This window comes from Acetobacter musti (genome assembly GCF_011516835.1).
Lineage (GTDB): Bacteria > Pseudomonadota > Alphaproteobacteria > Acetobacterales > Acetobacteraceae > Acetobacter > Acetobacter musti.
The window spans coordinates 203,742-216,820 of record NZ_WOTB01000001.1 but is presented as its reverse complement, the minus strand read 5'-3'; the positions used below and the strand labels follow the sequence as shown (position 1 = coordinate 216,820).

Genomic DNA, 13,079 nt, shown 5'->3' with positions numbered 1-13,079 from the left:
ACCACAGGGGTCAACCGGGGAACAGCCAGACCAGCCCCTCACAGATCACACCACTCCCGCATCAGATTATGATACACATTCACCAGCCCCAGCACCGCCGGATCATCATCCGGCAACCGCGTGCGCAGATCCATGATCCGCTGATCCAGATCGAACAGCAGCCGCCGCCGGCTGTCCTCCCGCACCATCGACTGCGTCCAGAAAAATGAGGCCCACCGGCTCCCCCGCGTCACCGGCAGCACGGAATGCAGAACCGTCGTGTCATAAACGATCATGTCCCCCGCAGGCAGTTTCACCTCCCGCGTGCCGGACTCATCGTAAATCACCAGCTCCCCGCCGTCATACTCCTCCGGCTCCGTCAGAAACAGCGTCGAGGACACATCCGTCCTGATCCGCATCCCGCCGGACTCAGGGATGGGGCGCACCGCATTATCCACATGCGCCCGAAACTCCATGCCCACATCGTAACGATTGAACAGCGGCGGCACGACCCGCAGCGGCACCACCGCGCTGTTGAACAGCTTATTCCGCCCCAGCGCCCGCAGCACCAGCTCCGCCAGTTCCCGATGCTCCGGATGATTCAGCGGCAGCTGCAGATTGTTCTTCGCCCGCGCCGACTGCTGCCCGGCCGTCACCTTCCCGTCCCCCCAGCGCGCCGCCTCCAGAACCGCCCGGCACCGCGCCAGCTCCTCCGCCGTCAGAACATCCGGAATATGCAGCAACATCGCTTTCCCCTGGTGTTTGTCCGCTTTGCAGATGCAGACGTGGCGGCTTTTCAGGGCTTTGCCCCGAACCCCACAAAGGGGCGCAGCCCCTTTGATCCCGACCTGTTAAAATAAATGGGCTAAAGACCGTGCCCTGCTTCTGTCTGCAAAATACATAAACCCCTCTCCTCCGCGTCCTTTCATCGGAAACGATGCTCCCGGGCCGCATGAGACTCATCATCAACCACACCGGCCGCCCCTGTCCCGGTGACCGGACCGGCAGCTCTGGCGCCATCACCGTCCGCCTTACAGTCGCCCCAAGACGCATCACCAGTACCCCGTCCGGCGTCCCCCTCCCGCTCACGGCACTTTCCACAACGAAACCGAAACGAAAAAATCCATAACGTTACGGACTTTCCGTCCCCGGACCGACACGTCCCCGTATCAGTGCAAACAGTCTGACCAGACACCCGGAAAATAAAAATCCCCGCCAGACGGCAGGGACACCTTTATTCAGCCGCTTGAACCGCTCCGACACCCCGACACCGAAAAGCCGCCCCGCCATGCCGCCAGCCCAAAACCCCGCCCTCCCGCCAGAACCGCCGGAAACCAGACCGGAAAAACCGTCACCGGAATGTCACACACGCCGGAACCGCATCACCTCGCAGACCCCCCGACCCTTCTGGAAAACCAGCGAGGAGAAAAACCGGAAATCAGTCCCCCTCACCCGGCGCCAGATGCTGCACACGCTCCGGATGCCCCGACGAATCGTAATAGATCACACTGTCTCCGCGACGCTGCGCATACCCGTCGGGCTTCCCGTCTTTCGTCCAGAAGAGCAGACGGTCCATATCAGGCTGCTCCTGAACCCGGTCGCCGGCAGGCCGGCTGATATAACTGTAATCCTTCCGGACACGGGTCGAGTTGAACTTCGACGCCATCGCATGCATGTCGGGTCCGGTCTTCTCATCCCCGTCACCGCCATCACCGCCGCCGCCATCTCCCCCGCCAGGCTGCGCCAGCGCCGGAAGGCTCAGCAGGCAGGCCAGAAACGCCGCACCACACCCACGCCACAGCAATTTACGTCTCACCGTTCCATCCTTCTCAGCCGGTCGCCAGAAACCACAGATCATTCTCACCCGGTTTTCGCAGGACAGGCAACAGACCGCCACACCCCGAAGCACAGATCAGAACCGCACTCTCACAACCGGCGCAGCCCCGCCAGCAGAAACGCCGCCACGCTCAGCACCGCGATCCAGAACGAGACCGGCCAGTCTGTCCACCAGGACAACGCCAGCCCGCCCCAGGCCTCGCCCAGCGCCAGAACCGTGGCGCAGCCAATCCCCGCCAGCGGCGCCAGCCCCAGCCGCTGCGCCGCCGCGCCCGGCCCAACCATCAGTGTAAAGACCAGCAACACACCGGTAATCTGGGCGCACTCCGCCGTCGCCGCCCCCACCAGCATCAGAAACAGCGTCGAGACCAGCCGCAGACTCACGCCCCGCGCCTCCGCCAGCTCCGGCTGCAGACTCGCAAACAGCAACGGCCGCGACAGCACCCCGAGCGCCACCAGCCCGGCCACCGCCGCCCCGGCCAGCGAGACCAGCATTCCTCCGCTCACTCCCAGCACATTGCCAAACAGCAGCGCCGTAGCCGTCACCGCCGGGCGCGGCATCAGGTGCAGGAACAGCACCCCGAAACCCATGGCCAGCGACAACACCATCCCGATCGCCACATCACGCTCACCCGTGTCGCGCCCGGTGAGCCCCATCGCTCCGCCCGCCAGAACCGCCGCTCCCAGCAGCCCCGCCAGCGGCGAAATCCCGAGCAGCGCCGCCCCGGCCGCCCCGGCAAACGCAATATGAGACAGCGCATGTCCCGCGAAACTCTGCCCCCGCAGCACCAGAAACCAGCCCACCGGTCCTGCCAGAACCGCCACGCAGGCCGAAGCCGCGAAGGCCATCCGCATGAAGTCGTAAGCCAGCATCAGAGCCCGTCCGCACTCACCAGAACCCGGCCCGAAGGCGCATGACACACCTCCACCGGCACCCCGTACAGCTCCGACAGCACCGGCTCCGTCACAATCTCATCCACCGGCCCGATGCGGGCGCGTCCCCGCGCCAGACACAGCACCGTATCCATCACGCCGATCAGAGGATTGATGTCATGCGCCGAGCAGATCACCGTCATTCCCAGCCGCCGCGCCACGTCCCGCAGCAGCAGCGCCACCTCCCGCATCCGCGCCGGGTCGAGACTGGCCAGCGGCTCATCCAGAAGCAGCAAACGCGGCGAGCCAAGCAGCGCCTGCGCGATCAGCAGCCTCTGCCGCTCGCCGCCGGACAGCGCCCCGAGCCGCCGCCTGCCCAGCGCCACCGCGTCCACACCCTCCAGCGCCGCATCAATCTCCGCCATCCCGGCCCGCGACACCCATGGCAGCCCCCATTTCGCGCCGGACAGACCGGAAGCAAGCAGATCCCGGCCTGTCAGCATCGCACCACTGGGCGTCCGGCTCTGCGGCATATAGCCGATAGCAGGATTTCCGCGCGCCACCGGCTGTCCGAACAGAGTAATATCGCCGCTGACCGGCTTCACCAGCCTCAGCAACGCCCGCAGAAATGTCGTCTTTCCGGCTCCGTTCGGTCCAAAGAGCCCGACAAAGCTCCCTTCTGCAACCGAGAGACTGATATCCGACAGGACCGTCCGGTCACCCAGACGAAGCGTCACATCATGACAGGCAACAGCGCTCTCCCGCTCCATCACTTCGCCCCGGCAACCCGTTCCGGCTGCCCCAGCGTATGCTCGATGGAATCCAGAATCCGCGCCATCCAGCCCTGCCAGTGCAGTCCTGGCGGCAACGTCTCCGTCATTGCGAGACAGGGCACGCCAGCCTGGCGCGCGATTCCCAGCAGCCGCGACGCCGCCGGCGTAACCGTCTGCTCGTTATATATGAGAAGCCGCACCTGTCCGCCGCGCAGATCCGTCTCGAACCTGGCCACTTCGGCCGGCCCTGGCTCGACATCGTTCATCACCGCAAGCTGGAATGCGTCATTCTCCATTACCAGCCCAAGTTCGGCGGTCAGCTGCCCCAGCAGCGGCTCCGTCGCCGAAACCCGCATCCCGCCAAACCGACGACGCATATCCGCAATCCGACTCTTCAGCGCCGCCACATCGCGATCCAGCCCGGCAAGCCGCGCTACAGCACCATCATCCGCCCCGGCACGATGCAGCGCCGTCCCCAAGGCCACCCCAAGTTTCGCCACGTTATCAGGATCGAACCAGAGATGCTGATTCTCCCCATCATGCCAGCCGACGACATCAGCCACGCGGAGAAAGGTCACACCCAGGTCTGCACCCCGCGATGCGGCCAGACGATCCATCCAGGGATCGAACCCCGCGCCGTTAGCGATGATGACAGAAGCCCCGGCAACCATCCGCGCCGTCGCGGGGGTCGGTTCGAACAGGTGCGGATCAATCTGCGGTGCGCTGAGGATGCTGCTGACCGCCACGTCGCTGCCACCAATCTGCGCGGCAATATCGCCCCAGACGTTTTCCGCCGCGACAACAGGCACGACCTGTCCCGCCATGGCGGGAGACGCTGCCAGCAGGAGGGCGCAGACAAACAAAAACGGGAACAGGAACCGGGACAGCCGCATGGGCATGAGCCTGTAGAGAGAATGTTATATTATATCAACTCAAAACAAGGCTGCGTTGTGCGGGGATGGGCAGCGGTTCCAACATGTCTTACCATATGAGCAGCATGACAAAGACGCCCGCCCTCGCCCCGGATCGCTTTTCCGACCGCATGGAGACACTGCTCAACCGCGCCGATCGTCTGTGCGCCGCGAAAGGCGTGCGGCTGACCGCGCTTCGCCGTCAGATTCTCGGCCTGATGCTGGCCTCCGACCAGCCGCTTGGCGCGTATGAACTGCTTGAGCGGCTGCAGACCAGTCATCCGGGCGCAGCGCCGCCGACCGTCTACCGGACGCTCGATTTTCTGCTGGAAACCGGACTGATCCACAAAATCGAGCGTCTGTCGTCCTTCGTGCCCTGCACGCATACACTCGACCACGATCACAGCCATGAAGGCGAAGGGATTCACGCGACGCAGTTTCTGATCTGCAGCCAGTGCTCGCATGTCACGGAACTGGAAGAGCCGGCCATCCTGTCGGCCATTCTCGAAGCCTCACGCAATGCCGGCTTCCGGCTCCGTCAGTCCACCATCGAGATCGAAGGACTTTGCGCCGCATGTGCCGGGTCGCAGGCCGGAGCAGACAAGGATCATGGTCACAGTCATCAGGAAAGCCGGCGGACGCCCCGCTGATGGCCCGGCGTTCCAGTTCCGCCCAGGGCCGGTTCGATCTCGCTGAAACAGAATCAGGCCCCGATAAACCGTCTCCCCCTGCCCGTGTCCGCAACACCCCACCGCCGCTGCCTGAGCAGCCGGACCTGTTTTCCTTACCGGTCACGCAGGCCGGCCCGGCCCCTGACAAGCCAGCCCAGCCCGCACCGGAACGGATACCGGAACCTGTGCGTTTCATCCTCTCTCCGGTGCGGCTCAGACAGTTCATCGCCACAGCCGGCAGCAATGCCATTGATCACTGGCTGTATTACTGCACTGACGACAATGACGACGCCCGTATGGTGCAGGAACAGGGTCTTACCCCGGATCGCGAGACCCCGCCTGTCCTGCGCGAGGCCGGGGCTGTTACAGCCTGGCTGGCGCATTTCGACGAGGACGGGCAGGACGAGACGGGCACAGGGGAGCCGGTGATTTTCCGCGTGCGACGCAGTCTGGTCCGCACAGCCATAGAAACCGACCCGGATGCGTCGCAGCAGCCGGGTAAACGCCATTATCTGCTCGCAGGAGACAAACAGGATGACTGAAACCGCGGCAACCGGAGCGGATGTGCCTCTGGCTGAAGTCCTGCGTGGCGAACGGGTGGAATCGCTGCATTGCGGGTCCGTTGCCGTCGTTGACGATACGGGCGGGGTTGTTCTGGCACTCGGCGATATTGAGACGCCGGTCTATCCGCGTTCGACGACCAAGGCGTTGCAGGCGCTGCCGCTTATTGAGACCGGAGCCGCCGACCATTATGGCCTGACAGAGCCGGAACTGGCTCTGGCCTGCGCCTCTCATGGTGGCGAACCGGAGCATGTCGCGATCGCCAGACAGATGCTCGGACGCACCGGACGTGACGAAGGTTCGCTGGAATGCGGGGTTCACTGGCCGACAAACGTCGCTGCGAGCCGGGCGCTGGCGGCTTCCGGCATCGAGCCTTGCGCGCTGCACAACAACTGCTCCGGCAAACATGCCGGCTTCATCTGCACCGCCTGCGCCGAAAACATCGATCCGACCGGCTACATTGCTCCGGATCATCCCGTCATGCGGCGCGTGACGCAGACACTCGCGGAGATGACCGGGGTTCCGCACACCGATGCCAATCGCGGCCCCGACGGATGTTCCATCCCGACCTATGCGATTCCCCTACGTGCTCTGGCACTGGCTTTCGCCCGTTTCGGCACCGGCCGGACGCTCTCTGCTGACCGGGCGACAGCGGCCGGTCGCCTGCGTCAGGCTGTCGCTGCCGCACCGTTCATGGTCAGCGGGACAGGCGGTTTCGATACGCTGGTTATGCAGGAACTCGGGACAAAAGCGTTCACCAAAATCGGAGCGGAAGGAGTGCTGATCGCCAGCCTGCCCCAGGCAGGTCTGGGCATCGCCATCAAATGCCGGGATGGCGCGTTACGTGGGGCCGAAGCGGCGATGGCCAGTCTGCTGCGACGTTTCGGCGGCGCCGACTGCGCTGCGAGCCCGGTTTTGCAGTCTCTGACCCGGAAGGAACTGCGGAACTGGAACGGAATTCATGTCGGTGACATCCATGCCGCGGCCGGACTGAATGATTCGCGATAATCCCTTCTGTTTATATCTTACAAGATACAGTAATAAATTTTCTGTTTTGCCATCAAAACCTGTTGCAGGGCGCGGTAGTTATCCGGTTATGATATTTCATCGGAACGGAGAACCTTCAGGCGCGTCCCTGCCCTGGCAGAGCACGTCACGCGGTAATGCACCATGCGGGGCGGTCGTTGCCGGATTTCAGGGCGCCCCCCTTCTGAAAACAGAGAGCACTCCATGCTGACCGTCCGCATCAATGACACGGATTATCAGACGGATGTGACACCCGACACGCCTCTCCTCTGGGTGCTGCGCGATGTGCTGGGACTGACCGGCACGAAGTTCGGCTGCGGGATTGCCGAGTGTGGCGCCTGCACGGTGCATGTGGATGGAAAAGCGGTTCGCGCCTGTTCTTTACCGGTCGGGCTGCTGAACGGCAGACCGGTCACCACGATCGAAGGCATCGGAAGCGACCCGCTCGGGCAGGCCGTGCAGATGGCCTGGATGGAGATCGACGTGGTGCAGTGCGGTTACTGCCAGCCCGGTCAGATCATGAGCGCCATTGCCCTGCTGCGGGATAATCCGCATCCGACGGATGCGGACATCGATGCCGCCATGTCCGGCAATATCTGCCGTTGCGGCACTTATCTGCGTATCCGCCAAGCCATCCACAACGCGGCGGGGCTCATCACGTGAGGCTACCTGTCACCGCCCCCACCTCCCGGCGGCACTTTCTGACCGCCGCGACCGGGCTGGTAGTCGCAGGACTGCTGCCCCGACATCGTGCCTTCGGGCGACCTTCGGAGTTTTATCAGGGACCACTCGTCGGGGAAACGAAGAGTCCCTTCGCGCCCAACGCCTATATCCGCATCGCTCCGTCCAGGGTGGCTGGCGACAGCGGGATCACGCTCATTCTCCCGAATGTGGAGATGGGCCAGGGCATCTATACCGGCGCTGTCACCCTGATCGCCGAGGAGCTTGAAGTCGAGCCGGATCAGGTAAATCTGGAAGCCGCGCCGCCTGATGACGCCTATGTGGCCGCCGATATGGGCACCCAGGCGACAGGCGGTTCGACCTCCACCATTTTCGAATGGACAACCCTGCGTCAGGCCGGAGCCGCCGCGCGTCTGATGCTGGTACAGGCGGCTGCCGGCCAATGGGGTTGTCCGGTTTCGGACTGCACGACCCGTCAGGGCCAGGTGTTTCATACACCGTCCGGACGCAGCATCGCCTACGCCGACCTTGCCGCCGATGCGGCAAAGCTGTCTCCCCCGAAAGACATTCCTCTGAAGACGGCAAAAGACTGGACCCTGATCGGACGGTCGCGGCATCGACTGGACAGCCGCGCCAAGGTCGAGGGGCAGCCGCTGTTCGGGATCGACATCCGGGTCCCGGACATGAAGCACGCCACGGTGGCTGCCTGCCCGGTGATGGGCGGAACAGTTGGCGGAATAGATCGAGATGCCGCGCTTCGTACACCTGGCGTCCATGCGGTTCTGATGATCGACAATGCCGTCTGTGTCGTTGCCGATCATTACTGGGCCGCGAAGAAGGGGCTGGACGCGCTCGCCGTCACCTGGAATGAAGGGACTAATGCATCCGTTGATACGCAGCGGATATATCGTGAGCTTCACGACGGTCTGTCGGAACCGAAACCAGTTGTGGCGAAAAGCACCAGCGATGCCACTGCCGCCATGGCCCGTGCCGCCACACGATATGAAGCCACCTATCAGCAGCCGCTACTCGCGCATTCGCCGATGGAACCCGTCAACTGCGCCATCCATATCCGCCCGGATGGGGCAGATGTATGGGTGGGCACACAGGTACCGATGTGGGCCAGGGACAGTGTGGCGGACATCGCAGGACTGCCGAAGAACCGGGTTCAGCTGCACTGTCAGTATATCGGCGGCGGCTTCGGCCGGCGGCTGGAATATGAATATGTCACGCAGGCAGCGCAGTTCGCGAAACAGGTGCCTTACCCGCTGAAAATCGTCTGGAGCCGGGAAGAGGATCTGACGCTCGATCGTTTTCGCCCCGCCTATGTCGATCACGTCCGCGCCGGTCTCGATGCACGGGGACGGATCGAAAGCATGGAATTCCGCGTCATTGGTCCGGCTGTTGTCGCGCGCTGGGAGCCGGCGGGACTTTCCCCCGATGGCTTCGATGAGGATCTTGCCGCTGCGATCAGCATCACACCCTACACCTGGCCGGCATCGCGGCTGGATTATGTGCGGCGGGAAGCACCCGGCGTCGTCACGGCCTGGTGGCGCGGAGTCGGAGGAACACGAGGGCTTTTCGTTGTCGAGAGTTTCATCGACGAACTCGCTTTGCGGGCGGGCGCCGACCCGGTGGCGTATCGTCGTGAACTGATCCGCGAGCAGCCCCGCGCCCGCGTGGTGCTTGATCTGGCAGCTGAAAAATCAGGGTGGGGCACACCTCTGCCCAAAGGGCACGGGCGCGGCGTCGCGGTGCAGTTTCTGTTCGGTTCCTATCTCGGCACCGTCATCGAAGTGGATATGACAGAACCAGCCCAGGTCCGCATCGTCCATGTGACGGTCGCGGTGGATTGTGGTCAGCCAGTCAATCCGGATCAGATCCGGGCACAGATCGAGGGCGGCATGATCTTTGGTCTCGGCACGGCGCTTTTCAACGAAATCACACTCAGTAACGGGCGGGTGCAGGAAGACAACTTCAATCTGTGGCGCATCATGCGGATGAACGAAGCGCCGCCGGTCGATATCCATATCGTGGCGAGCACGGAGACACCCGGAGGCATCGGTGAGACCGGTACAGCCGCTGCCGCCCCTGCTCTGGCCAACGCGATCGCGGCAGCATCTGGCCGTCGTCTGCGCACACTTCCGCTTTTGCCAGGGCTGGAGAGCGCGTGAGAATGCGCCCCTTCCCTCTTTTTGCCGCTATGGCCTGTATGACGCTTGCTGCTGGCCAGTCGGCGCGGGCGGCAGCAGCAGACCCGACTGATCCGGGCCTTGTGACTCGTGGCCAGTATCTGGCCCGCCTGGCGGACTGTGAGGCGTGCCATACAGCGCCGGGCGGCCCATCGTTTGCTGGCGGCCGCGCTTTCGCGTTGCCTGGCATGGGCACGCTTTATGCGTCCAACATCACGCCGGATGCACAGAATGGCATTGGCGCCTGGTCAGATGAGCAGTTTGTCCGCGCGGTGCGGGAGGGTGTTTCGCCCGGCTGGAAGCATCTTTATCCCGCTATGCCGTATCAGGACTACGCGCGGATGACTCCTGACGAGGTGCGGGCAATCCGGGCATATCTTGCGACCGTAAAGCCGGTAGCCCGCAGACCACCTGAGAATAAAGTGCGTTTTCCGTTCAGCATTCGGGCTGTCATGATCGGCTGGAATCTCTTCAACGGTCCGGCCTCGTCCTATCCGGATGACCCGGCGCGAAGTGCGGCATGGAATCGTGGGCGCTGGCTGGTGGAAGGACCCGGTCACTGCGCGGAGTGCCATTCTCCCCGCAACCTCACAATGGGAGTATCACAGAGCCACACCTATGCCGGAGCCGTCACGGCGGGGTGGATGGCGTATAATCTCTCTTCCGATCTGCACGATGGTCTGGGATCGTGGTCGGATGATGCGCTGAGCGCTTATCTGACAACCGGTCATGCCGACGGGCACGGCACGGCAGCCGGACCAATGGCGGAGGTCATCAGCTACAGTCTGCGCTTCATGACTCCCTCTGATCGCATGGCGATGATCACGTATCTGCGGAGTCTGACGCCGCAGTCCTCTGCGCCGTCGCGGGATGCTTCGCGGGAACAGGCTTCAGTCACGCTGGCACAGGGAGCTGCGCTGTTCGCGGGAGCGTGCGCCGGGTGTCACCTTACGACCGGGGCCGGACGGCAGGTAGATTTTGCGACGATCACCGGGGCGCACAGTCTGAAAGATCCGGATGGGCACAATCTGATCCAGGTGATGCTGGAAGGCTCCCGGCTGGAGACAGATCAGGGGGCGATCAATATGCCTCGGTTCGGCGCGGGGTACAGCGATCAGGATCTGGCGGACATTGCGGCTTATACGCTGGTCACACTGGGAAAGACGCAGCCTGCATTCAACGAAAATGCCGTACGGGACGGAAGGCAGAGATCAGAATAAAGACCCGAAACCCGGGTTTGAGACGGATATAAATCCTTCGCAAATACATCCGTTTACGCCTTTCCGTCTGTGACTATGGAAGGCACGTTCAGTTCCGGAAAGCAGATATCAGGACGTGGTCCGATCAGTCCTCGCAACACATTCCATTCAGCAGCACGTCCAGCGCGGCCCGAACCGGCTCTGCCCCGACCTTCTCTTCAAGAAGCTGGCCATTGATGGCCAGCATGGCCAGACCATGCACCTGCGCCCAGCCCGCCGCCGCCTGCGCACTGATGGCAACCGGGCGGAAACTGCCGTCCCGCTGTCCCTTTTCCAGAAGCCGCAAAAGAATCCCGAATGTGCTTATGGCCGCGTCATGTAACTGCGGGTCTATTGTCTTGTCCGCATCGGAACTGAACATCAGGCGATAAAGACCGGGATTCCGAAGTGCGAAATCAATACAGGCCTGCGCTGCGGCCACGAATTGCGCACGCGCGGAAGGCAGGTCCAGAGACATAGCTTCCGTCATGGTCTCCCCAAGCCGGACGAAACCGGTCCTGGCCAGTTCCCGCAGCAACATCTCCCTGTCACGAAAATGCTTGTATGGGGCTGCGTGACTGACACCCGAGCGCCGCGCAACCTCCCTCAGCGTGAAGGTCCAGTTCTGGTCTGCCGCCAGCATGTCCAGCGCCGTGTCGATCAACGCACGACGCAGATCGCCGTGATGATAGGGCCGGTCCTTCGTTTCACTCATTCGTGAAGTCCATGTTTACAGAAGAAACTTTCATTGACACCGGATCGTCATACTCCATATCGTGCCCTGATAAGTTTCTCCTGTAAACATGGAGGATGCAATGTCCGATGTTACTCCCGCTGATCTGCACCGTACTCTTGACCGCCAGCGTGCCGCGTTCCTGCGTGCCGGTCCTCCCGATCTGAAACAGCGCCGGGCCGATCTGCGTCGCCTGAAAGCCGAAATCCTGAAGCGGCGCATCGAAATCGTGCGCGCCCTGAAAACTGATTTTGGCCAGCGGTCGGAGCGGGAAAGTACCATCGTGGAACTGATCCCGCTGGTCCAGTCGATCAATTACATGATCGCGCATCTGGGACACTGGATGAAACCGGAACGCCGTCATGTATCGGCCTATTTCCAGTGCGGTCGCGCCTGGGTGGTCCGGCAGCCAGTCGGGGTCGTGGGGATTATCGCACCGTGGAATTATCCGGTCTCGCTGGCTCTTGTGCCACTGGCGACAGCGATTGCCGCCGGCAACCGGACCATGCTCAAACCCTCGGAATTCACACCGGCCACATCGGGGGTGATCGGCGAGATCGTTCAGGCCGTCTTTCCGCCGGAGCAGGTTTCCGTCGTCACGGGAGACGGCGAAGTGGGCGCCGCGTTCTCGGCTCTGCCCTTTGATCATATCCTGTTCACCGGCAGCACGGCGGTCGGAAAGAAGGTGGCTGAAGCAGCGGCGCACAATCTGACCCCGGTCACGCTTGAACTGGGAGGTAAGTCTCCCGTAGTGATCGAACCCGGCTTTTCCATGAAACGGGTGGCGGACCGCGTGGCGTTCGGCAAGCTGACCAATGCCGGGCAGACCTGCATCGCGCCGGATTATGTGCTGGTTCACGAAGACGACAAGGACGTCTTTGCCACAGCCTGGCAGGACGCCGTGAAAAAGCTGCATCCAGGCGGCTATGTAGGGTCTTCGGATTACACCGCCATCCTCAACCAGCACCACTACAAGCGGCTGACCGGCCTGATCGACAATGCCGCGGCACAGGGCGCACAGGTGATCCATCTGGGGAGCGACTCAAGCGAGAATCATGTCCTCGCTCCCGTGCTGCTGCTGGATGTCACACCGCAGATGGCGATGATGCAGGAGGAGATTTTCGGACCCGTCCTGCCGGTGCTGACCTACCGCACACTGGACGAAGCAATCGCCTTCATCAATGCCCGTCCCCGGCCGCTTGCGTTGTATTACTTTGGGGAAAAGCGCGCTGAACGGGACAGGCTTCTGAAGCGCACGATTTCAGGAAATGTCACGATCAACGGCACATTGATGCACTATGTGCAGGACGATCTGCCCTTTGGCGGCGTGGGAGACAGTGGCATGGGCGCATATCACGGGAAGGAAGGCTTCATGGCGCTCACCCATCCTCGCGGCATCTACAGGCAGGGCCGTTTCAACGCGGCGACTCTTCTTAAGCCTCCTTTTGGAAAAATGACTGACATCATCACGAATTTTATTCTGCGATGAGAGACAGGCCGGTCTGACAGGATGTTCATTACGTGACGCCATGCTATACACAACGCTTCCTGCATCCTGATTTATTTAACAAAATGGTTTACAAATATCTGCGCGCTTTTCCTTGT

At 62.4% G+C, this 13,079-nt stretch carries 13 protein-coding genes; 7 read left to right on the top strand and 6 right to left on the bottom strand.

From position 1 onward, the window contains the following. Positions 1-38 precede the first annotated feature (38 nt). The 5 genes from GOB93_RS01025 to GOB93_RS01005 all read right to left on the bottom strand — a co-directional run bounded on the left by GOB93_RS01025 (position 39) and on the right by GOB93_RS01005 (position 4,354). Positions 39-725 carry a Fe2+-dependent dioxygenase gene (locus tag GOB93_RS01025; RefSeq protein WP_173581663.1) on the bottom strand — a complete coding sequence of 229 codons (687 nt, stop codon included), beginning with the start codon at positions 723-725 and terminating at the stop codon, positions 39-41. A 692-nt stretch (positions 726-1,417) separates the two neighbouring features. Next, positions 1,418-1,795 (bottom strand): hypothetical protein, encoded by a 378-nt coding sequence (locus tag GOB93_RS01020; protein WP_338422255.1) that lies wholly within the window; start codon positions 1,793-1,795, stop codon positions 1,418-1,420. A 110-nt stretch (positions 1,796-1,905) separates the two neighbouring features. Continuing rightward, on the bottom strand, positions 1,906-2,688 hold the full coding sequence (locus tag GOB93_RS01015; protein ID WP_173581662.1) for a metal ABC transporter permease: 783 nt from the start codon (positions 2,686-2,688) through the stop codon (positions 1,906-1,908). Further along, on the bottom strand, positions 2,688-3,458 hold the full coding sequence (locus tag GOB93_RS01010) for a metal ABC transporter ATP-binding protein (RefSeq protein WP_173581661.1): 771 nt from the start codon (positions 3,456-3,458) through the stop codon (positions 2,688-2,690). The genes GOB93_RS01015 and GOB93_RS01010 overlap by 1 nt, the downstream gene beginning before the upstream one ends. Beyond that, positions 3,458-4,354, bottom strand: coding sequence for a metal ABC transporter solute-binding protein, Zn/Mn family (locus GOB93_RS01005; RefSeq protein ID WP_173581660.1), 897 nt, complete (start codon positions 4,352-4,354; stop codon positions 3,458-3,460). Before GOB93_RS01005 ends, GOB93_RS01010 begins: the two co-directional genes overlap by 1 nt. 104 nt (positions 4,355-4,458) lie before the next feature. Here GOB93_RS01005 and GOB93_RS01000 point away from each other — a divergent pair, with 104 nt between their 5' ends. The 6 genes from GOB93_RS01000 (at position 4,459) to GOB93_RS00975 (ending at position 10,723) form a co-directional block, all read left to right on the top strand. After that, complete coding sequence (locus GOB93_RS01000; protein ID WP_242010451.1) at positions 4,459-5,022, top strand: transcriptional repressor; 564 nt, start codon at positions 4,459-4,461, stop codon at positions 5,020-5,022. After that, on the top strand, positions 5,022-5,585 hold the full coding sequence (locus GOB93_RS00995; RefSeq protein ID WP_173581658.1) for a hypothetical protein: 564 nt from the start codon (positions 5,022-5,024) through the stop codon (positions 5,583-5,585). Before GOB93_RS01000 ends, GOB93_RS00995 begins: the two co-directional genes overlap by 1 nt. Continuing rightward, positions 5,578-6,612 (top strand): asparaginase, encoded by a 1,035-nt coding sequence (locus tag GOB93_RS00990; RefSeq protein ID WP_173581657.1) that lies wholly within the window; start codon positions 5,578-5,580, stop codon positions 6,610-6,612. Before GOB93_RS00995 ends, GOB93_RS00990 begins: the two co-directional genes overlap by 8 nt. A 222-nt stretch (positions 6,613-6,834) precedes the next feature. Next, on the top strand, positions 6,835-7,293 hold the full coding sequence (locus GOB93_RS00985) for a (2Fe-2S)-binding protein (RefSeq protein WP_173581656.1): 459 nt from the start codon (positions 6,835-6,837) through the stop codon (positions 7,291-7,293). Further along, positions 7,290-9,485 carry a molybdopterin cofactor-binding domain-containing protein gene (locus GOB93_RS00980; protein WP_173581655.1) on the top strand — a complete coding sequence of 732 codons (2,196 nt, stop codon included), beginning with the start codon at positions 7,290-7,292 and terminating at the stop codon, positions 9,483-9,485. The genes GOB93_RS00985 and GOB93_RS00980 overlap by 4 nt, the downstream gene beginning before the upstream one ends. Positions 9,486-9,487: 2 nt before the next feature. Next, positions 9,488-10,723 carry a c-type cytochrome gene (locus GOB93_RS00975; protein WP_242010450.1) on the top strand — a complete coding sequence of 412 codons (1,236 nt, stop codon included), beginning with the start codon at positions 9,488-9,490 and terminating at the stop codon, positions 10,721-10,723. Positions 10,724-10,847: 124 nt separating this feature from the next. Here GOB93_RS00975 and GOB93_RS00970 read toward each other — a convergent pair whose 3' ends face one another. After that, on the bottom strand, positions 10,848-11,456 hold the full coding sequence (locus GOB93_RS00970) for a TetR/AcrR family transcriptional regulator (RefSeq protein WP_173581654.1): 609 nt from the start codon (positions 11,454-11,456) through the stop codon (positions 10,848-10,850). 100 nt (positions 11,457-11,556) lie between these two features. Between GOB93_RS00970 and GOB93_RS00965 the strand changes: the two genes are divergently transcribed. Beyond that, entirely contained in the window at positions 11,557-12,963 is a 1,407-nt protein-coding gene (locus GOB93_RS00965) for a coniferyl aldehyde dehydrogenase (RefSeq protein WP_242010449.1), read from the top strand. Positions 12,964-13,079 lie beyond the last annotated feature (116 nt).

What these genes read in the sequence shown, in the direction of transcription:
- GOB93_RS01025 (WP_173581663.1), bottom strand. Translation starts at nt 725, where the DNA reads ATGTTGCTGCATATTCCGGATGTTCTGACGGCGGAGGAGCTGGCGCGG.
- GOB93_RS01015 (WP_173581662.1), bottom strand. Translation starts at nt 2,688, where the DNA reads ATGCTGGCTTACGACTTCATGCGGATGGCCTTCGCGGCTTCGGCCTGC.
- GOB93_RS01010 (WP_173581661.1), bottom strand. Translation starts at nt 3,458, where the DNA reads ATGGAGCGGGAGAGCGCTGTTGCCTGTCATGATGTGACGCTTCGTCTG.
- GOB93_RS01005 (WP_173581660.1), bottom strand. Translation starts at nt 4,354, where the DNA reads ATGCGGCTGTCCCGGTTCCTGTTCCCGTTTTTGTTTGTCTGCGCCCTC.
- GOB93_RS01000 (WP_242010451.1), top strand. Translation starts at nt 4,459, where the DNA reads ATGACAAAGACGCCCGCCCTCGCCCCGGATCGCTTTTCCGACCGCATG.
- GOB93_RS00995 (WP_173581658.1), top strand. Translation starts at nt 5,022, where the DNA reads ATGGCCCGGCGTTCCAGTTCCGCCCAGGGCCGGTTCGATCTCGCTGAA.
- GOB93_RS00990 (WP_173581657.1), top strand. Translation starts at nt 5,578, where the DNA reads ATGACTGAAACCGCGGCAACCGGAGCGGATGTGCCTCTGGCTGAAGTC.
- GOB93_RS00985 (WP_173581656.1), top strand. Translation starts at nt 6,835, where the DNA reads ATGCTGACCGTCCGCATCAATGACACGGATTATCAGACGGATGTGACA.
- GOB93_RS00975 (WP_242010450.1), top strand. Translation starts at nt 9,488, where the DNA reads ATGCGCCCCTTCCCTCTTTTTGCCGCTATGGCCTGTATGACGCTTGCT.
- GOB93_RS00970 (WP_173581654.1), bottom strand. Translation starts at nt 11,456, where the DNA reads ATGAGTGAAACGAAGGACCGGCCCTATCATCACGGCGATCTGCGTCGT.
- GOB93_RS00965 (WP_242010449.1), top strand. Translation starts at nt 11,557, where the DNA reads ATGTCCGATGTTACTCCCGCTGATCTGCACCGTACTCTTGACCGCCAG.